The organism is Pseudomonas sp. LBUM1678 (genome assembly GCF_059695575.1).
On record NZ_CP166775.1, the window covers coordinates 659,136 to 678,976 of the forward strand.

The window sequence follows — 19,841 nt, forward strand, 5'->3', positions numbered from 1 at the left end:
AGGAATAACTATGTACCGCCATGGGCGTAGTTCACAGTGCAACAGTGGGGCTCAATGAAGACTCAATGGAGTACCCCCTCATGGATGAGCGACCACAACAGTCCGACTCGACAAGCGTTGTATCAACACTCAGTGTGTTGGGCCGGACCTTTCTTTCGGCGGACGACGCTGCCTGTTATGCCCACGAACGGGTAGGGCGGCGCCGTAATCGCGGCTACTACGGCTATATCCTTCAGCGAAATGATCAACGGTACGTGATTACTGAACCCGCTGAACAACCGGCCAGTTCGAGCACGCATCACCAGCTTGTCCCCGACAATCATGTCTTGCACAGTCGGTTTTATTCTCACCCGGCGCTTTCGACACTCGACGCACACGAAATAGCGGATCTGGAATGGTCCGTCGACGATGCGGCGACGAGCCTGCTGATGTTCAGTGTCAAGGAACTGCGCAATATCCTGATAACTACGTTATCGGTTTATCTGTCGGGCGCCGAAGACAGTTTGATCAGTTTCACTCCGGATGACTCGCGCTCGCAGGCACTGCTCAAACAGTTGGGAACCACCCAATCGCCCGGCAAACTTGCCCTCGACCTGGAAAAGGGAGTGGTCAAACCGGAACAACTTGTGACAGAGGCGGCGGCCGCCGGCGATTTGCGGGTCATTATCAGCAACGGGCGCTGGCGACCTCGGGGGAAAGTCACAGAGCCTCTCGTTCCCGGGCCTTGGGCGCGGAGCGTCCCGGACAGGGTGCCGATGGGTGCGGTTTTCCAGTCTGCCGATGAAGCGGCTCTGGATCGTCATTCGCGGAACTCCGCACAGCGTGATGAAGGGCAGACCTGGTACGGGTTCATTCTCAAGCACAAGGACAAAGATGAATATGTCGCGGGCGAACTGGTTCCCGTCAGTTTTCCTAGAGACAAGCTTTTCCTGGAGCGCAGTTTGTTCCGCCGTTCCCCAAAATCCGGAGAATATGTCTATCCCGAATCATTCACCCTTCACTCCTATTTCTACTCGCGCCAGTGGGTCAAGCATGAGCGGGATGCCCCCCGACGCTGGTTGGCCGAGCATTTCATTGTTCCGAAAGATTTGTGGGTCGCTGTCTACAACGCAAAAAAACGCCCTGTCTTCGGGGAAAGAGTTCCGGCTTTACTCTACGTGTCGACGCCGGACGGCGCGCTGCTGAAGTATGTGCCCCGCCCGGACACCCCGCTGTTCGACAACGATGTCCCGAACATGGGCCTGGAGGCCATTCAAAACAATCTGGCCAAGGGCGTGTCGAACGCAACCGATTTTGTCGCGACGGTCGCCCGCAACGATGCATTGCAGGTGTTGCGCACCAGTGTGTGCTGGGACAGGAAAGGGCCAGTCGGCCCTCACTGGGCGCCGTACCAGAACCTGCAGCGCCGTCCGCTCGGCCCGGTGTTCCTGACGGCTGATGACGCCGCCGTGCATGCGCGTTCGCAGGTGCCCGCCGGCACGCCAAGAGCATTCGGTGGTCTGATTCTACTGCGCTCTGATGGAAGGTATGTGGCCACTGATCCTGTCGACATTCTCCAGGAAGATTTTGATACCCAGTGGATCTTTGCGGAGGCTGCGGTCGAGCGGGGCCTGTTTCCGCCAGACTGCACGGTCGTTGCGCGTTATCGTTCACGGGTGCTGCGCGCGTTACCTGTGCTCTTGTCCGACGTCGACAAAGAGCTCTATCGCAACATGCTCTCTGTCGATTCCGTTTACACCGCTTTCATGAGTAGAACCCAGGCGCTCGATGAATACCTGTTTGCACCCGACGGAGCGATCATCCGTTACCGGATCGGCACTTGGGAGCGCATCCGCGCGGATCTGGGCATTGCGATCAGCCTGTCGGGTAAACCGGCTCGTGATCTGGATGCCACCTGGATCAAGGAACAGATCCATGCCGGTGCTTTGACGCCGACCGCGTGGGTTAAAAAGCTGGTCAGTTCCGGGTATCTGAAGGTGGTTGCAGTAAGCCGTCTCTGGGGGGCGCCTCGTGACGTCACGGAGTTTGAACCGTATCAGGCAATAGCCCATACGACAGGTTACCCAAGGGCTTTGGTGGAACCGGCTTATAGCGCGGTCTGCATTCAGGAGCAGGATGCCGCACGTCTGGCACATGAACAGGCAGGCAGTCGCTCACTCCTTGGCTTTGGATTTATCCTGCGCAACGCTCGCGACGGTTCATACATCGCAACGCTGCCCGTGAGTGTGCGCAACTCGCGGTTAGCGTATGACCGTGTCTTCCCCGGTGTATTGCCTTATCGCTACGTGGACAGTGGGCTCATCATGTGTGCAGCCGCTACGCCGCTGGGGCTGTCGGACGATGACTATCGGCACTTCTTTTCACCCATGGATGTGAGCCTGGCGCGTGACAGCGTCCGTACGTCCAACGGGTACAGGCCGATTTATTTTTCCTGTGGCGACGGCGCATTGCTACGGCTTGAACTCGCCCCCTTCGATCCGGTTGTGTCTCAGGATAGATTTGGCCAGGTCCAAGTCAGGGACAATCCGTTTGCGACAACGGCGCAGGCTCAACGTGATCAGGACGCTATCAACCGTGGCTCATTCACGATGACCGATTACGTTCGGCGTATGGCGGCGGCGGGGAAACTGGAGGTGCTGTTGACCAGCGCTTACTGGTCCCGGCCGGGGGAGGTGGGTCAGGACTGGATTGCCGGTATGCCGTCTGTGTCCGTCGAAGCCAGGTGGGCAAGCAAGGCCAGGCTGCCGTTTGGACCGATGTTTCATCATCCGGACGATGCCGCTCGTTATGCTCAGCTTCGAGCGGCACGGTTCAATCGAGGAATGGCGTGTACAGGCGCAATCCTGACTAAACCCGGTACCTATTCATACGTTGGCATGCAACCCCTCGCAGGCACGCGTGATCCCGATGCAGCCATCGGGCTGATCTTCCGCACGGCGAGCGACGTTTCAGCTTCACCCGGCACCCGATTGCCACGCTTGCCTGACGGTTACACATGGATGGCTAGTCATCAGATTGCTCAATCAGATGACGCGCGATCGGGATCAAATGTCGACGCTGCGTATTTCGCCTCTCCCGACTCGATTCATTCGCACACCCAGGTCGTGAAAAACAAAGGTTTTGGTCTTACGGCGTTCTACTATTCGTCACGCGACGGTGCATTGTTGAAATACGTACCGACCTATTCGATCGCGGAGCAAGCACTGCTTAAAGTCAAGCTGGTGCAACCCCCCAGTGATCAATGGACCACTGTGTTGTCGTTCGATGCTTTCATTTCCAGGCTGGCTAACAACAGCCATTTGGAAGTGTTGAAGGCCGGCGGTTATTGGCGCCTGGCCGGGCGGATGGGCACCGACTGGAAAAACGTACGCCAACAGTTTCCCGACGTATCCGTCCAGCTTCCCCGGGATGAGTTGTAACCGTGTCAGGAGCCTGATCCAGTAGGACCCGGTCAACGCTTGCGCATAAGGCCGATGAAAAACAACCCGCCAATCGCCGCCGTGGCCACGCCAATGGGCAAGTCCTCGGGGGCGATCAGGGTGCGTGCGGCAACATCGACCCACACCAGAAATACACTGCCCGACAGCACACACACCGGCAACAAACGCCGGTGTTCGGCGCCGACCAATCGACGGGCAATGTGCGGCACCATCAGCCCGACAAACCCGATGGAGCCACTGATCGACACCAGCACTCCCGTCATTAACGACGCAATCAAAAACACCCGCAGCCGCACGGTACGAGCATTCAAGCCGAGGGTCACGGCGGTCTGTTCACCAGCCATCAGCGCGTTCAACGGGCGGGCCATGCCCAGCAGCAAAACCAAACCCAGCAACACACTGGCGGCCGGCACCGCAAGCAACTCCCAACGCGCCAACCCGAGACCGCCGAGCATCCAGAACATCACCGCAGAACTCGCCCGGTGATCGCCGAGGAACAGCAGCAAATTGGCAATCGCCATCATCACGAACGACACCGCCACGCCGCACAACAACAGCCGATCACTGTCCAGGCGACCGTTACGATTGGCGATCATCAGCACGATCAACATGCTCAGCAGCGCGCCGATAAACGCTGCGATCGGCAAGGTCAGCAGCCCGACGATTTCACCGACATGCAGCACCACGATCACCGCGCCAAGGGTCGCGCCAGACGTGACCCCGAGCAGATGCGGGTCGGCCAACGGATTGCGCGTCACCGCTTGCAACACTGCGCCGATCAACGCCAGGCCAGCACCCACCAACGCACCGAGCAGCATGCGCGGCACACGGATCAACCACACGATGTGTTCCTGCCCGGCGGTCCAGTCCGGAACGCCGATACCCAAAATCTTGTGCAGCAAGATCCGCCACACAACGTCCACGGGAACCCGCGCCGGACCGAAGCCCAGCGACACCACGCACGACACCAGCAACAGCGCGCCGAGCGTCACCAGCAGCAAGGCATAGCGACGATCGATCATTCGCCGTGGAAACCTTTGGCCAGGGTATCAACCGCCAACACGTTGTCGATGCCCGGCGTGGCCTGCACGTATGGAATCACGATGAAGCGCTGGTTCTTGATCGCGTCCACCGATTGCAGCGCCTTGTTACTGAGCAGAAATTGCTCCTTCTGCTCGGCGGTGACTTCGCCGTAATCGACGATCACGATCACCTGCGGATTGCGCTCGACCACGTTTTCCCAGTTGACCCGAGTCCAACTGGCCTCGACGTCGTCCAGGATGTTGCGCCCGCCCGCTGCATCGATCAGCGCCTGTGGCATGCCGAGTCGACCGGAGGTCATGGCGCGGTCTTCGCCGCTGTCGTAGAGGAACACCCGCGGCTTATCGGCGGGCAAATCCTTGCGCACTTCGGCGACTTGCGCCTGCATGTCGGCGATCAGGGCATTGGCGCGATCCTGCACGTCGAAGATTTTGCCGAGGTTGCGCAGGTCGTTGTAGGTGTCTTCCAGGCTGGCCGGTGGGCGCTTCATGACGAAGGCGCAGGACTCGGTCAGCTCGTAGACATTGATACCCAATGGCTGGAGCGTTTGCGGCGTGAGGTCACCGCCCACGCGCATGCCGTAATCCCAACCGGCGAAGAAGAAATCGACATTGGCGTTGAGCAGGGTTTCCACCGACGGGTATTTGGCTGCCAGCTCTGGCAAACCGTCGAGGATGGTCTGCATCTCGGGCGTGACCGACTTCCATCCCGTGACGCCGCTGTACCCGGCCATGCTCGGCTTGAGGCCGAGGGCGAGCATCATCTGGGTCATGTTGATGTCGTGGCTGACCGCGTGTTTCGGCGCTTGCCTGAACGTCACTTCGCGGTTGCAGCTCTGGATCGTCAACGGGTATTTCGTGGCTTCGGCCAACGCTTGGGCACTGCCCAGCAACAGGGTGACGCAAAGCAGGGAACGCAAAGTCATGGTTGGGTTATCCAGGTGATTCGTGGGTAGCCGTGCAAGGGGTGTTCATCGATCAACGCTTCCACGCCAAATACTTCGCGCAGCAGCGGGGTGGTCAGGACCTCTTTCGGTGTGCCGCTGGTGACGATGCGACCGTGATTGATCACGTACAAACGATCGCAGAAAGCGGCGGCCAGATTGAGGTCGTGGATGCTGGCCAGGGTGCCGGTATTCAGGCGTTTGACCAGTTGCAGCAGTTCGAGCTGATAGCGCGGGTCGAGGTGGTTGGTCGGCTCATCGAGAATCAGCAATTGCGGTTGCTGGGCCAGGGCGCGGGCGAGAATCACGCGTTGTTTTTCTCCGCCAGAGAGGGTGGCGAAGGCGTGGTCTTCGAAGCCTTTGAGGCCGACGGATTCGAGGGCCTGAGTCGCGAGATTCCGGTCTTCGAGGGTGTGGCCGTCGAACAGGCCTTTGTGCGGTGTGCGGCCCATGGCGACCACCTCGTCGACGGTCAGGCCGAAAGCGTCGGGGAATTCCTGCAACACCACGGCAATGCGTCGGGCGCACCAGCGCGAGGATTGCTTCCAGACGTTGTGGTGGTCGAGCCGGACCTCGCCGCTCTCCGGCTTACTGAAGCGATAAGCGCAACGCAGCAGGCTGGTCTTGCCGCTGCCGTTGGGGCCGATCAACCCGACGAACTCACCGCCGGCCACGTGCAGAGAGGCATCACGCAGCTGGAACTGGTGATGGCAATGGCCGTGGCCCAGGGGCGTCCAGGCGAGGTTTGTGAGGTTCAGCGAGGTCATGCGTTAACTCTGAAATTTTCGGTGCGGCTGATGGCCCTATCGCGGGCAAGCCCGCTCCCACAGGGATCGCGCAAATCCCGTGGGAGCGAGCCTGCTCGCGATGGGGCCTTTGAATCAGAAGGGTGTTTTGTGGTTATACCGTAACACTAAATTTGACCGGGAGATAAGCGCGGAAAGTCTACAGATCCCTCTAAACCGCGCATCTCGCCTGTTTCATGATGAAGGTGAGGCCGATTCAGTTTGGCGTGTAAACCGCGAAAACAGCACGCGATCCAGCACCCACACCACCACCAACGAAGCACCCACCAACGGAAACGCCACGGCCAGGGCGAACATGATCACCATCGCGGTTTTCCATTTCGGCAGGTCGTGGCGCAGCGGCGGAACGCCGAACTTGCCTTGCGGACGACGCTTCCACCAGATCACCACACCGCTGACCGCGCTGAGCAAAATCATCAGGCAGATCAGCAACACGATGATCTGGTTGAACACGCCGAACATCTTGCCTTCGTGCAACATCACGCCGATTTCCGTGGCGCGGGCGACAGTGCCGTATTGCTCGTAGCGCACGTCGGCGAGGACATCACCGGTGTACTGATCGACATGCAGCGTGGCGTCGTTGCGCGGGTCGTCGGCAAACACGGCGATGGTGAACACGCCCGTTGCAGTGGTTGGGAAGGTGATGCTGTAACCCGGCTCGACCTTGCGTTGCACGGCGATGTTCTGCACGTCTTGCAGGCTGATGGTCGGCGCGGCAGGGCCGGCTTGTGCGCCGTCGTGGGCCATGTGTTCGGCGTGGTCGCCAGACATCGGCATCGGCGTGTTTTCCATGGCCCAGGGCACGGTCTGGCGCGTGGCGGTATTCAGGCTTCGGGCCTCGACGTCGGACTTGGGCACGTTGTCCCACATCGCGGCCGGAAACACGTTCCACACTTGCGCGTATTTCTGGCCCCAGAACCCGGTCCAGGTCATGCCGCTGAGCAGCATCACCAGCAGCAGCGATGCACCCCAGAAACCGGTGACGGCATGCAAATCGCGCCACAGCACGCGACCGCGGCTGGTCAGGCGCGGCCACAAAATACCCGCGGCCTGGCCACGCGGCCACCACAGGAATACGCCGGAAACCACCAGCACCACGCCCCAGCCGGCAGCCAGTTCGACCAATCGATCACCGACGGTGCCGATCATCAATTCACCGTGAATCGCTCGGGCCACCGCTTGCAGATTTTTCTTGGCGTCTTGCTCGCCGAGGATGTCGCCCTGGTAGGGATCGATAAATACGTTGAGCTCGGTGCCACCATTGATCACCACAAACTGAGCGCTGCGCTCGGCGTTGACCGGTGGCAGGTACTGTTTGATCGTGGCTTGTGGATACGCCTGTTTCACCCGCTTGAGCAGGTCGTCGGCCGGGACGCTGTGATGCCCGGCCGGGACGTTCATCAGGCTGCCGTACATCAACGGATCGAGTTGCGGCTTGAATAGGTAAATGACACCGGTCAGTGCCAGCATCACCATGAATGGCGCGACGAACAGACCGGCATAGAAATGCCAGCGCCAGGCCAGGTTGTAGAAATTCACTTTGGGCTGTTTCATCACGTGTGCTCCGCTTTGGCATGGATCTTTTAGTTGTTTGTTTTGCGGTTGCTGCGCAACCGATCGCGATCAGGCTCGCTCCCACAGGTTTAAAACGGTCCATGTGGGAGCGAGCCTGCTCGCGATGCTCTTAGAAACTCATATCCACCTTGGTCCAGAGCGTTCGCCCCGGTTCTTTAATGGCCTGCGGGTCATTGGCCGGGTAGCCAAAACCGGCGTTGCCGGCCAGGTTCAAATGCTCGGCGTACGCTTTGCCGAACAGGTTGTCGACGCCACTGCTGACCTTCCAGTTTTTGTTGATGCGGTAGGCACCATTAAGCGAGAACACGCCAAAACCCGAGGTCTTGTCGAAGTCCTTGCCGACGACGTTGCCCTTGTTCCGGTCGATGCGGTTCTGCGCCGCGACCACGCGCCACAAGGCCCCGGCGCTCCAGTTGTCTTCGCTGTAGGTCAGGCCGAAACGCGCGTCCAGCGGCGGCATTTGCGGCAATGCGTTGCCGTCGCTGGTGTTCTTGCCCCAGGCGTAGGCCAGGGTCGCGTCGGTTTTCCAGTTGGAGGTCAGTTGGTAGGCCGCGCCGAGTTCGCCGCCCATGATTCGCGCGTCGATGTTTTGAGCCTGGGAGGTGGTGCCCATCATGGTCGGGGTGTAGTTGAACAGGATGTAATCGCGCACTTGCCCGACGTAACCCGAAGCCCAGGCTTCGAGGTCTTCGGTCTTGTATTGCAGGCCGAAATCGAGCTGGGTGGTTTTTTCCGGCTTGATCGAATCGAAGGCATTCACCGATCCGGCGGGGCCGGACTTGGGTGAAAACAGTTCCCAGTAATCCGGAAAACGCTGGGTGTGACCGAGGCCGGCATACAACGTGGTCGGGCTGTCGGCCAGGTCATGCTCGTAGCGGACGAAGCCGCTCGGCAAGGTGTCGGCGCGGGTGTCGTCGGCGGTCGGGTTGGGGCGGGTCATCATCCCGGAACCGGTGGTCTGCCGATAATCCTTGGCCGAGGCACGGTCCAGGCGCGCGCCGGTAATCAGCCGGTCACGGTCGGCGGCGTACCAGGTCAGTTCGCTGAACACACCGTAGTTATGGAAGTCGGCATCCTTGGTATACGGCAGGTCCTTGTAGGTATCGATGCCCATGCTGCCGCGTTGGCGATGCTCGTTGGTCTGCGCGTCGACGCCGCTGATCAGCTGCACATCGGCCCAGCGCCAGGTGGCCTTGATTCGCGCGCCGAGGGTGCGGCGGTCGACGTTGGAGGCCATCGGGCCGGCCATCATCCCGGTGCCCGACGGCGTGCGCAGGGTGTAGTTGTCCATCACGTGGTCGGCGTAGTTGTAGTAGATCTGCCCTTCGACCTTGTCCAGCACGTCGCCGATGCTGGACTTCTCGAAGCGCAGGCCCAGGCTTTCACGCTTGAACTGCGAGCCGTCCATGCCGCGCCCGGCGTAACGCGCTTCGCCATCGCCCTTGCCGGCGGTCAGTTCCAGCAGGGTGTCGGCGTCCGGCGTCCAGCCGAGCGCCACGTCGCCGTTCCATTTGTCGTAGCGCGACGGCACGGTGTCGTTGTTGCCGTCCTTGTAGTCATCGGCGTGCGCGGTGTTGCCGATCACGCGCACGTAACCCAGCGGCCCGCCGGCAGCGGCGTCTACCACTTTGTCAAAACGGCCGTTGGAGCCGGCCAATACGCTGGCGTTCACGCGCGTACCCAGTTCGCCGAAGCTTTCCGGTTCACGGTCGAAGAGGATGGTGCCCGCCGATGCGCCCGGTCCCCACAGCACGGTTTGCGGGCCTTTGATGACGGTGAGTTTGTCGTAGGTTTCCGGCGAGATGTAGGAAGTGGGCGCGTCCATACGGCCGGGGCAGGCGCCGAGCAATTGGCCGCCGTTGGTGAGGATGTTCAGCCGCGAACCGAACATGCCGCGAAGCACCGGATCACCGTTGGTACCGCCGTTGCGTACCAGGGCGAAGCCGGGGATGGTTTTCAGGTAATCGCCGCCGTCACTGGCCGGAACCGGTTGGCGCGGGTCCTTGGGATTGGTGACGATGGTCAGTGGCGAACTCGGCGCGATGGCGGTGATCACCGTCGGGCTCAGCTCTTCACTGTGGCCCGCGTGTTCGTTGGCCAGCACCGAGGGTGTCAGCAATGCGCCGCAAAGGACGGCGGTGGCGTGCCTGAAACGAATACTCGATTCGTTCGGGGCAAAAGAAGCTTGGGCAGGGCTCAAGCGTGTGTCAGCAGCAAACCTGGACATGACAATTTCCATCGAACAGTCGTAAACGACACGGCGGACAACCGGAGCAATCCCTGAGGGCGCGAGCTGTTGTGGCGAGCGAGCTTGCTCGCGCTGGGCTGCGTAGCGGCCCCTTTTATGAGTGCTGCGCACTCAAGCGGGAGCAAGCTCCCTCGCCACACTGGCTCACTGCCCCAGGTTGCTTAGGTTGTTTTCAAAACCGTGTGAAATCGGAGGTGCGTGTTTACGCGACGATGGGTGGTGCGCGGGTTCTGGCGCCGGGGAAAAAGGTTTGACGGGCGTGGCCCAGGCGCGGGGAGGGTGTGGTGAAGGTGGTGGCTGTTGGCGTATTAAACGCGGCGAAGGTCTGGCCGCCGGTCAGCGCCGGGCAATTGAACAACAGGCTGCAATAGCCGCATTTTTCCCAGAGCGCGTGGTGCGAGGCTTTGGGCGGGCAGTGCTCGGCGGCGGGTTGCGCGCCGTGGTCGTCGTGCTCCATGGCCGACATGTCCATCGACATGCTCATCGACATCGACGAGGCGCGTTGATCCATCGGCATCGACTGAGAAATCAGCGGGCCGATAAAGATCATCAGCATGGCGAACAGGCTGATCCAGCCGCCGCGCGTCAGGCTCGACGACTGACGACGGTGTGCGGATGACCTGGCGCTAAGCGGGCGCATGGCGTGTTCGGCTCAGTCGATTACTGGGCGTGGGCGTGCATCTGCGAGTCTTCCGGCGGCTTCTTCTGCACTGAGACTTCGACCGTCACGTCACCGGCCTTTTCGAAGTGCATGGTCAGCGGGAAGCGCTTGCCGTCGCTCAGCAGGTTGCGGTCTTTCAACTCCAGCAGCATTACGTGATAGGCCATCGGCGCAAACGTGACATTGCCACCGGCAGGAACATCGACGCTCGGCACTTGCTGCATTTTCATCAGATCGTCTTTCATGACGTGCTCATGCAATTGCGCAATACCTGCAATCGGCGAGTCGACGCTGAGCAGGCGGTCAGCGGTTTTGCCTGGGTTCTGAATGACAAAATAGGCCGCTACGGTTGGTGCGTTGGGCGGCAACTCCTGCGACCACGGGTGAGCGATCTCCAGTTCGCCCACCTTGTATTCATGGGCATTGGCAAAGCAGGCAGGCAGCAGCAACGCAGCCAGAACGATGAGTTTGTTCAACATGGCGGTTCTCCAGAGCGATTCAAGACGCAGGTCAATTGCGAGAAGGAATCACACCAGAGGGGAAGCGCGGGGGTTGAGGTTCGGCCATTGCTGGCGTGGGGTAGGTGTTTCGAGAGAGGTCGCAGGCACGCTTCGGTTGGCGTCGAATCGGGCGAAATACAGCTGCGGCACATGCCCGGGCAACGCTACCAAAGGTGCGGAACCGGAGCAGCACCAGCAATGCTGCATGTTGGAATGATCGTCACTTTGCGGCGCTTTCTGCTCCAGCGAGGCCAGGGAAATTGCCACCATCTTCGTGCCGCTGGACGTACAGAAGCTGCCCCACAACAATTGCTCGGCGGGTGTTTTCGCCGACTGTGCCATGGCTCCGGTCATCGGCATGGCGAGCATGTTGAACAGCACTGCGAAGCAGGCGATCCAGGCAATTGCGAGCCTTTGTCGGGACATGGGACAAAATCCGTTGGGTGGGCGATCAGGCGCGGCTATTTAGCCTGATCAGGGCCGATAAGTAAAAAAGCGGCGTGCGGTGTGGTGTCGCAGCGCTTGAGTTAACAGAAGCAACAGGCTGTGAGCCATTTCCGTTTCGCCATTATGAAAGAGTGTAGCGACTTCGATTCGGATTGCCTGAGCAAAATGTGGGTCACTTTGAATTCGTGCACGGATGGTGTGTTTGACGTCCTTGAACGCTAAACGGATGAAACGTCCGTCTCCCGAATCCTCCTCTTCACTAGCCTTGAGGTAGTTCCACATATCGGCAGGTGTATGGAGAAACTCCGCAATATCGAAACGAGAGAATTTTTCAGTCATTCGTCTTCCGAGCGCTACATTGAAGGTGCTCGGAAATATAGGGGTGGGGTTACGACCCGACTAGTCAGCCAAATTGGATGATGCTGTGTGTGCGGTCCGATAGAGATGTAGGGCGTTGCGCACTGTAGCAGCTGGCGAAGCCTGCGTTCGGCTGCGCAGCAGTCGTAAATCCTGACACCACGGTTTACCTGCAGAATCGCGGTGCAAGATTTTACGACTGCTGCGCAGCCGAACGCAGGCTTCGCCAGCTGCTACAGGTTATGTGGCGATTTCTGCTATCAGGGCTTTCAGTACCTCACCCACCGACCCAAACTCCCGATCCACTCCCGGCAACACCGGCCGCTGCAACACAATCACCGGCACCCCACGCTCTCGTGCCACTTCCAGCTTCGGTTCGGTCGCCGTGCTGCCACTGTTCTTGCTGATCAACACATCAATCTGTCGACGCTCAAACAGCTCACGTTCATCCTCGATCAAAAACGGCCCGCGTGCGCCGATCACTTCGCAGCGTTCGTTGCCGGGGTAAACGTCCAGTGCGCGCAAGGTCCAGAATTGCTCCGGCGGAATTTCGTGCAAGTGCTGCAGCGGTTCGCGGCCGAGGGTGAACAGCGGGCGGCGGAAGGGTTTCAGGGCTTCGATCAGTTCGCCCCAATCGCTGACTTCACGCCAGTCATCACCCGGCTGCGGTTGCCATGCCGGACGGCGCAGGGCCCAGCAGGGAATGCCGGTCAGATACGCGGCGATGGCGGCGTTCTGGCTGATTTGTGCGGCGTAAGGGTGGGTCGCGTCCAGCAGCAGGTCGATGCCTTCATCGCGAATGAACTGCGCCAGGCCTTCGGCGCCGCCGTATCCGCCGACGCGCACCTGGCAGGTCAGATCCGTCGGCACTCGGCCGACACCGGCCAGGCTGTAAAGATGTTCTGGCCCCAGCGTGCGGGCGATGGCCAAGGCTTCGGTCACGCCGCCCAGCAGCAAAATGCGCTTCATTGAAAAGCTCCTGCATGGCCGACAATCCCGCCTTGGCGATCGATGGCAAACACTTCAACCTGAACCTGTGCCGGCACCACGCTGCGGGCGAAGTCCAATGCGTGCTGACACACCGCATCACCAAGGGCGATGCCCGCCGCGCTGGCCATCGCCAAGGCTTGCTGGCTGGTATTGGCCTCGCGAATGCCTTGCTGCAACGCCTCATCGGCGCCAATCGCAGCGGCCCATTCGGCCAGTTGCGGCAGGTCGATGCTGGAATGTCGACTGTGCAAATCCATGTGCCCGGCGGCCAGTTTGCTGATCTTGCCGAAGCCGCCGCACAGACTGAGCTTATCCACGGGCACTTTGCGCAAGTGCTTGAGAACAGCGCCGACGAAGTCGCCCATTTCGATCAAGGCGATTTCCGGCAGGTCGTAGACGCGGCGCATGGTGTCTTCGCTGGCGTTGCCGGTACACGCGGCGATGTGCAGGTAACCGTTGGTTTTGGCGACATCGATACCCTGGTGGATCGAGGCGATGTAGGCCGCGCAGGAAAACGGCCGGACGATGCCGCTGGTGCCGAGGATCGACAGCCCGCCAAGAATGCCCAGGCGCGGGTTCATGGTTTTCAGCGCCAGTGCTTCGCCGTCCTCGATGTTGACCGTGACCTCAAAGCCGCCGCTGTAGCCGAGTTCTTCGGCCAACAGCGTCAGGTGTTCGGTGATCATTTTGCGCGGCACCGGGTTGATCGCCGGTTCGCCGACACCCAATACCAGCCCTGGCCGGGTGACCGTGCCGACACCGCGACCGGCACTGAAACGGATACCCGGCTCGTGGCTCAGTCGCACTTGGGAATACAGCAACGCGCCATGGGTCACGTCCGGGTCATCCCCGGCATCCTTGATCGTCCCGGCTTCGGCGCCGTCGTCGATCAATCGGCAGAACTCCAGGCGCATTTGCACCTGCTTGCCCTTGGGCAGAACAATTTCCACGGCGTCTGCGCTCATCCCGCTCAACAACAAACGGGCCGCCGCGAGGCTGGTCGCGGTGGCACAACTGCCGGTGGTGAGGCCGCTGCGCAGCGGTGCGGGTTGTTCGGCGGTTTCGTCACGCATCGAGAGGTTTCGTCACGTCCAGCAAGGTAATCGGCAGTGCCTGACGCCAGGTGTCGAACTCCCCCAGCGGCTGGGCCTGGGCGACGTGAATGCGGGTCAGCTCACCACCGTGACGTTCGCGCCAGGCCATCAGGGTCACTTCGCTTTGCAGGGTGACGGCGTTGGCGATCAGTCGACCACCGGGTTTGAGCTGCGCCCAGCAGGTGTCGAGCACCCCCTCCCGGGTGACCCCGCCGCCAATAAAAATCGCATCCGGGCGTTCAAGCCCGGCCAAGGCCTGCGGCGCACTGCCGCGAATCAGCTGTAAACCGGGCACGCCTAGGGCGTCACGGTTATGTTCGATCAGCTGTTGTCGACCTTCATCGGCTTCGATCGCCAGCGCGCGGCAACCGGGGTGAGTGCGCATCCATTCGATGCCGATCGAGCCGCTGCCGGCACCGACGTCCCACAGCAGTTCGCCGGGGACCGGAGCGAGGCGCGCAAGGGTGATCGCACGGACGTCGCGTTTGGTCAGCTGACCGTCGTGCTTGAAGGCCGAATCCGGCAGACCGGCCAGTCGGGAGAGGCGCGGCGTGTTCGGCTCGGCGATGCACTCGATGGCGATCAGGTTCAGATCGGCGACCGATGGAGCGTTCCAGTCATTGGCCACACCATCGATGCGTCGTTCGGCTGCACCGCCTACATGCTCCAGCACGCTGAGACGACTCGGACCGAAACCGCGCTCACGCAGCAGTGCCGCAATGCCGGCGGGGCTTTGGCCATCGTTGCTCAGCACCAGTAAACGCACGCCGCTGAACAACTGCGCGTTCAGTGCGGCGATCGGCCGGGCAACCACCGAAAGCGTCACCACCTCCTGCAACGGCCAACCCATGCGCGCCGCAGCGAGCGAGCAAGAAGAGGGCGCGGGCAGGATCAGCATTTCATCGTTGGGCACTTGCCGGGCAAGGCTGGCACCGACGCCAAAGAACATCGGATCACCGCTGGCCAGCACGCAGACCGGTTCGCCACGCAGCGCGAGCAGAGGGGCGAGGGAAAATGGACTGGGCCACAACTGCCGCTCGCCACGGATGCAGGCCGGCAGCAAATCCAGTTGTCGCTGACCGCCAACGATCCGCGAAGCACGCAACAGGGCGTGCCGGGCGTTTTTGCCCAGGCCCTTGAAGCCGTCTTCGCCGATTCCCACTACTGTCAGCCAGGGTGACATCTGTAGCCCTCAAATAGTCTTCAAACGAGTTGTTCCGACGGGCAGGCTTTTCATGCCGTCGAACAAAGCAGGCATAATACCGCGCCTTCGCCCGTGAAGCGTCTTTCCCCCATTGCCGGTCGCCCCCTTGAACGAACGCCCGATGTCTTCAGCCTTACGCCCCTCGGCCTGCCCGGGGTTGCTGCGTATTGTCCAGGCGCTGGATGGCGGCATCTGCCGGATCAAGTTGACTGGCGGTTCAATCAGTGCGGCCCAGGCCGAAGCGGTGGCCGATGCCGCCGAGCGTTTCGCTGGCGGGGTGATCGAGGCAACCAACCGCGCCAACCTGCAAATTCGCGGGATCGGCAGTGAACACGGCGCCTTGATCGACAGCCTGATGGCGGCCGGGCTCGGTCCGACCAGCGCGGCGGGCGACGATGTGCGCAATCTGATGCTCAGTCCTGGCGCTGGCATTGATCAGCAGATGCTGATCAATACGCGCCCACTGGCCGAACAGATCCTCTCCACGCTGCAAAGCGACGAACGCTTCCACGACCTCAGCGCCAAGTTCGCCGTGCAACTGGATGGCGGTGAAAGTCTGGCAATGCTCGAACACCCTCATGACCTTTGGTTGTCCGCAGCTGAACGAGACGGTGAGCGGGTGTTTGCATTTGGTCTGGCAGGTTGCCTCGTCGACCTGCCCGTCGGTGCGGTGTTGCTGGAGCAGGGCCACGCATTGGTGGTCGCGGTGTTGGAGTTGTTCCTGGAACTGGCGCGCCCCGAGCAGACCCGCCTGCGGCATCTGCTCGCCGAGTGTTCGCTCGACACGTTTCTCGCGCGCCTCGCCGAACGTGTGCCGTTGATGTCCATCAAGGCTTGGCAGCGCGAGGCAAATCCAGGTGCCCTGCACATCGGCCCCCATCCACAGCGTGACGCCGGGCGTGTGTACATCGGCGCAGTGCCGCCGCTGGGCCGCCTGAATCCGGCGATGCTCAGGGGCGCCGCACAACTGGCCCGCGAACAGGGCGACGGCACGTTGCGTTTCACGCCTTGGCAAAGTCTGTTATTGCCCGGCGTCCTTGGTGATGACGCGCCTCAAGTTATCCACAGCCTCGAACACTTCGGTCTGCGTTGCTCGGCCGACGATGCCCTGGCGCATCTCATCGCCTGCACCGGCTCGACCGGTTGCGGCAAAGGACTGGCCGACACCAAGGGCGATGCCCGACAACTGGCGGCGCTGCTGCAACGCCACGGCCAGACGCTGAACGTGCACCTGTCCGGCTGCCAGCGTTCCTGCGCGGCCGCGCACATCGCACCGGTCACTTTGCTGGCGGTTTCTCCCGGTCACTACGACCTCTATTTTCGCGATGCCGCGCAGCCGGGTTTCGGCGCGCTGCACGCACGCAATCTTACTATTGAAGCGGTCGCAGCCTTGCTCGACGCCCGCTCACGGAGCCCCTTAGATGCTTGATTACATCCGCGACGGTCAGGAGATCTATCGCAACTCCTTCGCGATCATTCGTGCCGAGGCCAACCTCGAGCGAATCCCGGCCGATCTGGAAAAACTCGCGGTGCGGGTGATCCACGCCTGCGGCATGGTCGATGCCATCGACGGGCTGCAATTTTCCGCAGGTGCGGGCAAGGCCGGGCGTGAGGCGCTGGCCGCTGGCGCGCCGATTCTGTGCGATGCGCGGATGGTCAGCGAAGGCGTGACCCGCACGCGGTTGCCGGCCAACAACCAGGTGATCTGCACCCTGCGCGATGAAAGCGTTCCGGAGCTGGCCCGTGAGTTGGGCAACACCCGTTCCGCCGCCGCGCTGGAACTGTGGCGCCCGCATCTGGAAGGCAGCGTGGTGGTGATCGGCAACGCGCCGACCGCTTTGTTCTATCTGTTGGAAATGCTCGATGCCGGCGCACCGAAACCGGCGCTGATCCTTGGCTTCCCGGTGGGCTTCGTCGGCGCCGCGGAATCCAAGGCAGCGCTGGCGGCAGACAGTCGCGGCGTGCCGTTTGTCATCATGCAAGGCCGGCTGGGCGGTAGCGCCATGGCCGCCGCCGCCATCAACGCCCTCGCCACGGAGATCGAATGATGCAGTCACCTGGACGTTTGATCGGCCTGGGCGTCGGCCCCGGTGATCCGGAACTGATTACCGTCAAAGCCCTGCGCTTACTGCGCGAATCGCCGGTGGTGGCGTACTTCGTCGCCAAGGGCAAAAAAGGCAACGCCTTCGGCATCATCGAAGCGCATTTGCAGGACGCACAGACGCTGCTGCCGCTGGTGTATCCGGTGACCACTGAAGCGCTGCCGGCACCGCTGTCGTACGAGCAAGTAATCAGCGATTTCTACGATGCAGCGGGCGAAGAACTCGCCGCGCATCTGGACGCCGGTCGTGACGTGGCGGTGATCTGCGAAGGTGATCCGTTCTTCTACGGCTCCTACATGTACTTGCACGATCGTCTGGCTGAGCGCTATGAAGCCGAAGTTGTGCCGGGTGTCTGCTCGATGCTCGGCGGTGCTTCTGTATTGGGCGCGCCGCTGGTGTATCGCAATCAGAGTTTGTCGGTCCTGTCGGGTGTATTGCCCGCGGACGATCTCAAGCGTCGTCTGGCCGATGCCGATGCCGCCGTGATCATGAAGCTGGGGCGTAACTTCCCCAAGGTCCGTCAGGTACTCGAAGAACTCGGTCTGGCAGAGCGTGCGCTGTACGTCGAGCGCGCGACCATGGCCAATCAGAAAATCGTTGCGCTGGATCAGGTCGAGCCGATGTCCTCGCCGTACTTCTCGTTGATCATCGTGCCCGGCGAACGGTGGCAAGGCTGATGGCCCGTCCAGTTCCGGCGATTGTCATTCTTGGCAATGGCAGCCTCGCCACTGCACGCAAGATTCAACAGGTCTACCCCGGCGCGTTGATCCACGGCCTGGGCGAGCGGGTTGAAGGCGCGGACCGTGTCTATCACGAGTTCGGCGCGACCTTGCGCGAGTTCTATCAGCAAGACACGCCGATCATTGCCTTGTGCGCGGCGGGCATCGTGATCCGCACGCTGGCGCCGTTGCTGCTGGAGAAGGGCGCCGAGCCACCGGTGCTGGCTGTGGCCGAAGACGGCAGCGCCGTGGTGCCGCTGCTCGGCGGCCTCGGTGGCGTAAACGTCATGGCGCGGGAGATTGCTGCCGGCCTCGAGGTCACTGCGGCGATCACCACCAGCGGTGAATTGCGCTTCGGCACCTGCCTGCTCAATCCACCCAGCGGTTATGCCCTCGGCGATCTGGAACTGGGCAAGCGCTTCGTCTCGGATTTGCTCGCCGGGCAAAGCGTGCGCATCGAAGGCGCCGCGCCGTGGCTGGCGCAAGCGCAGCTGCCGGAAGACCCGCAGGCACAGTTGTCGATCCATGTCGGCAGTGCCGAGCGCACGCCGACGGCCAATGAATTGTTGATCTACCCGCGCAGCGTACTGGTGGCGGTGAACGCCGATGTGGCGGATTTGCCGCATGCGATTCGCGCGGCGTTGCATCAGGCGAACATCGCGGTGCAGTCGCTGGCGTGTCTGCTTGCCAGCGATCTGGACATGGTCAACCCTGCGTTGCGTGAAGTAGCGCTTGAACTGGGCGTGCCGCTGCGGTTTGCCTCGGTCAGCGGCGGCGTCAGCGAGCTGGTTCGCCACACCGTGCCGAACGCTACCGTTGTGTCGGCGGATACCGGTATCGCCATCGCAGTGGCCAGTCAGCCACTGAAGCTTGCACAGATCGGTCGTGCGCGCGGTCGTTTGGCTGTGATCGGCCTGGGCCCTGGCGCCGCCGAACTGATGGTGCCGGCAGTGAAGGCCGAACTGGCGCGGGCCAATGACGTGCTGGGTTATGAAACCTACGTGCGCATGGCCGGGCCATTTCGCGAGGATCAAGTGCTGCATTGCACCGACAATCGCGAGGAAATGCAGCGCGCTCGCCACGCCTTTGAACTGGCGGCTCAAGGGCGATCGGTGGTGGTGGTTTCGTCGGGGGATCCGGGCGTATTCGCCATGGCGGCGGCGGTGCTCGAAGCGTTACACGAGTCGAGCGAGCCGAGCTGGCACAGCGTTGATCTGGAGATTCTTCCGGGCATTTCTGCGTCCCTGGCAACGGCGGCTCAGGCCGGCGCGCCACTGGGCCATGACTTCTGCGTGATGTCGCTGTCGGACAACCTCAAGCCTTGGGCAATTATTGAGAAGCGGCTGGACCTGGCGTCTCAGGCCGACCTGGCGTTGGCGTTCTACAACCCGATCTCGCGTTCGCGCCCTTGGCAGTTGGGCCGCGCACTGGAGATTGTCGCGCAGCACCGCACCGCTGAAACGCCGGTCGTGTTGGGACGCGATATTGGTCGTCCTGGCCAGACGTTACGCGTCACCACACTCGGTGAACTGACCCCCGATCAGGTCGACATGCGCACCATGGTGTTGATCGGCTCTTCCACCACCTGCGTGTTCCCGCGTGCCGAGGGTGGCAAGTGGGTGTATACGCCTCGTTGGTACGGCGACAAGCCAACTTCGTAAATGTCGGCGGCCTCGTCCTGAGGCCGCTTTTATAACTGTCTGTCGTGAATGAA

Annotated in this window: 17 protein-coding genes; 5 read left to right on the forward strand and 12 right to left on the reverse strand. The window is 61.5% G+C overall.

The window, feature by feature from the left end:
• The first annotated feature begins 80 nt into the window (after nucleotides 1–80).
• The gene (locus tag ACA070_RS02940; RefSeq protein ID WP_497449967.1) at nucleotides 81–3,419 is read left to right on the forward strand and encodes a hypothetical protein; all 3,339 of its coding nucleotides are present in this window, start codon (nucleotides 81–83) and stop codon (nucleotides 3,417–3,419) included.
• 32 nt (nucleotides 3,420–3,451) lie between these two features.
• On the opposite strand, the gene ACA070_RS02945 is transcribed toward ACA070_RS02940, so the two are convergent.
• The 12 genes from ACA070_RS02945 to cbiE all read right to left on the reverse strand — a co-directional run bounded on the left by ACA070_RS02945 (nucleotide 3,452) and on the right by cbiE (nucleotide 15,285).
• Nucleotides 3,452–4,462: a FecCD family ABC transporter permease gene (locus tag ACA070_RS02945; RefSeq protein WP_497449968.1), complete on the reverse strand. Its 1,011-nt coding sequence runs from the start codon at nucleotides 4,460–4,462 to the stop codon at nucleotides 3,452–3,454.
• Complete coding sequence (locus ACA070_RS02950) at nucleotides 4,459–5,406, reverse strand: ABC transporter substrate-binding protein (protein WP_497449969.1); 948 nt, start codon at nucleotides 5,404–5,406, stop codon at nucleotides 4,459–4,461. Before ACA070_RS02950 ends, ACA070_RS02945 begins: the two co-directional genes overlap by 4 nt.
• Nucleotides 5,403–6,191 (reverse strand): ABC transporter ATP-binding protein, encoded by a 789-nt coding sequence (locus ACA070_RS02955; protein ID WP_497449970.1) that lies wholly within the window; start codon nucleotides 6,189–6,191, stop codon nucleotides 5,403–5,405. Before ACA070_RS02955 ends, ACA070_RS02950 begins: the two co-directional genes overlap by 4 nt.
• Nucleotides 6,192–6,404: 213 nt before the next feature.
• A complete protein-coding gene (locus ACA070_RS02960; RefSeq protein ID WP_497449971.1) occupies nucleotides 6,405–7,784 on the reverse strand; it encodes a PepSY-associated TM helix domain-containing protein in 1,380 nt (459 codons plus the stop codon).
• Between the two features lie 130 nt (nucleotides 7,785–7,914).
• Nucleotides 7,915–10,032: a TonB-dependent copper receptor gene (locus ACA070_RS02965; RefSeq protein WP_497449972.1), complete on the reverse strand. Its 2,118-nt coding sequence runs from the start codon at nucleotides 10,030–10,032 to the stop codon at nucleotides 7,915–7,917.
• 223 nt (nucleotides 10,033–10,255) lie between these two features.
• A complete protein-coding gene (locus ACA070_RS02970; protein ID WP_497449973.1) occupies nucleotides 10,256–10,693 on the reverse strand; it encodes a DUF2946 domain-containing protein in 438 nt (145 codons plus the stop codon).
• Nucleotides 10,694–10,713: 20 nt separating this feature from the next.
• Complete coding sequence (locus ACA070_RS02975) at nucleotides 10,714–11,193, reverse strand: copper chaperone PCu(A)C (RefSeq protein ID WP_497449974.1); 480 nt, start codon at nucleotides 11,191–11,193, stop codon at nucleotides 10,714–10,716.
• Nucleotides 11,194–11,241: 48 nt separating this feature from the next.
• Nucleotides 11,242–11,640 (reverse strand): DUF2946 domain-containing protein, encoded by a 399-nt coding sequence (locus ACA070_RS02980; protein WP_497449975.1) that lies wholly within the window; start codon nucleotides 11,638–11,640, stop codon nucleotides 11,242–11,244.
• Nucleotides 11,641–11,688: 48 nt separating this feature from the next.
• Entirely contained in the window at nucleotides 11,689–12,000 is a 312-nt protein-coding gene (locus ACA070_RS02985; RefSeq protein ID WP_497449976.1) for a hypothetical protein, read from the reverse strand.
• A gap of 258 nt (nucleotides 12,001–12,258) precedes the next feature.
• A complete protein-coding gene (locus tag ACA070_RS02990) occupies nucleotides 12,259–12,987 on the reverse strand; it encodes a cobalt-precorrin-6A reductase (RefSeq protein ID WP_497449977.1) in 729 nt (242 codons plus the stop codon).
• Nucleotides 12,984–14,081 (reverse strand): cobalt-precorrin-5B (C(1))-methyltransferase, encoded by a 1,098-nt coding sequence (locus tag ACA070_RS02995; protein WP_497449978.1) that lies wholly within the window; start codon nucleotides 14,079–14,081, stop codon nucleotides 12,984–12,986. Before ACA070_RS02995 ends, ACA070_RS02990 begins: the two co-directional genes overlap by 4 nt.
• Nucleotides 14,074–15,285, reverse strand: a complete 1,212-nt coding sequence (cbiE, locus tag ACA070_RS03000; RefSeq protein ID WP_497449979.1) for a precorrin-6y C5,15-methyltransferase (decarboxylating) subunit CbiE — start codon at nucleotides 15,283–15,285, stop codon at nucleotides 14,074–14,076. Before cbiE ends, ACA070_RS02995 begins: the two co-directional genes overlap by 8 nt.
• A gap of 142 nt (nucleotides 15,286–15,427) precedes the next feature.
• Between cbiE and cobG the strand changes: the two genes are divergently transcribed.
• The 4 genes from cobG to cobJ are packed head-to-tail and all read left to right on the forward strand — an operon-like array spanning nucleotide 15,428 to nucleotide 19,788.
• Nucleotides 15,428–16,735 (forward strand): precorrin-3B synthase, encoded by a 1,308-nt coding sequence (gene cobG / locus ACA070_RS03005; protein ID WP_497449980.1) that lies wholly within the window; start codon nucleotides 15,428–15,430, stop codon nucleotides 16,733–16,735.
• Complete coding sequence (locus ACA070_RS03010) at nucleotides 16,728–17,354, forward strand: precorrin-8X methylmutase (RefSeq protein WP_497449981.1); 627 nt, start codon at nucleotides 16,728–16,730, stop codon at nucleotides 17,352–17,354. Before cobG ends, ACA070_RS03010 begins: the two co-directional genes overlap by 8 nt.
• The gene (locus ACA070_RS03015) at nucleotides 17,354–18,085 is read left to right on the forward strand and encodes a precorrin-2 C(20)-methyltransferase (RefSeq protein WP_497451903.1); all 732 of its coding nucleotides are present in this window, start codon (nucleotides 17,354–17,356) and stop codon (nucleotides 18,083–18,085) included. The genes ACA070_RS03010 and ACA070_RS03015 overlap by 1 nt, the downstream gene beginning before the upstream one ends.
• Nucleotides 18,085–19,788 (forward strand): precorrin-3B C(17)-methyltransferase, encoded by a 1,704-nt coding sequence (cobJ, locus tag ACA070_RS03020; protein ID WP_497449982.1) that lies wholly within the window; start codon nucleotides 18,085–18,087, stop codon nucleotides 19,786–19,788. The genes ACA070_RS03015 and cobJ overlap by 1 nt, the downstream gene beginning before the upstream one ends.
• Nucleotides 19,789–19,841 lie beyond the last annotated feature (53 nt).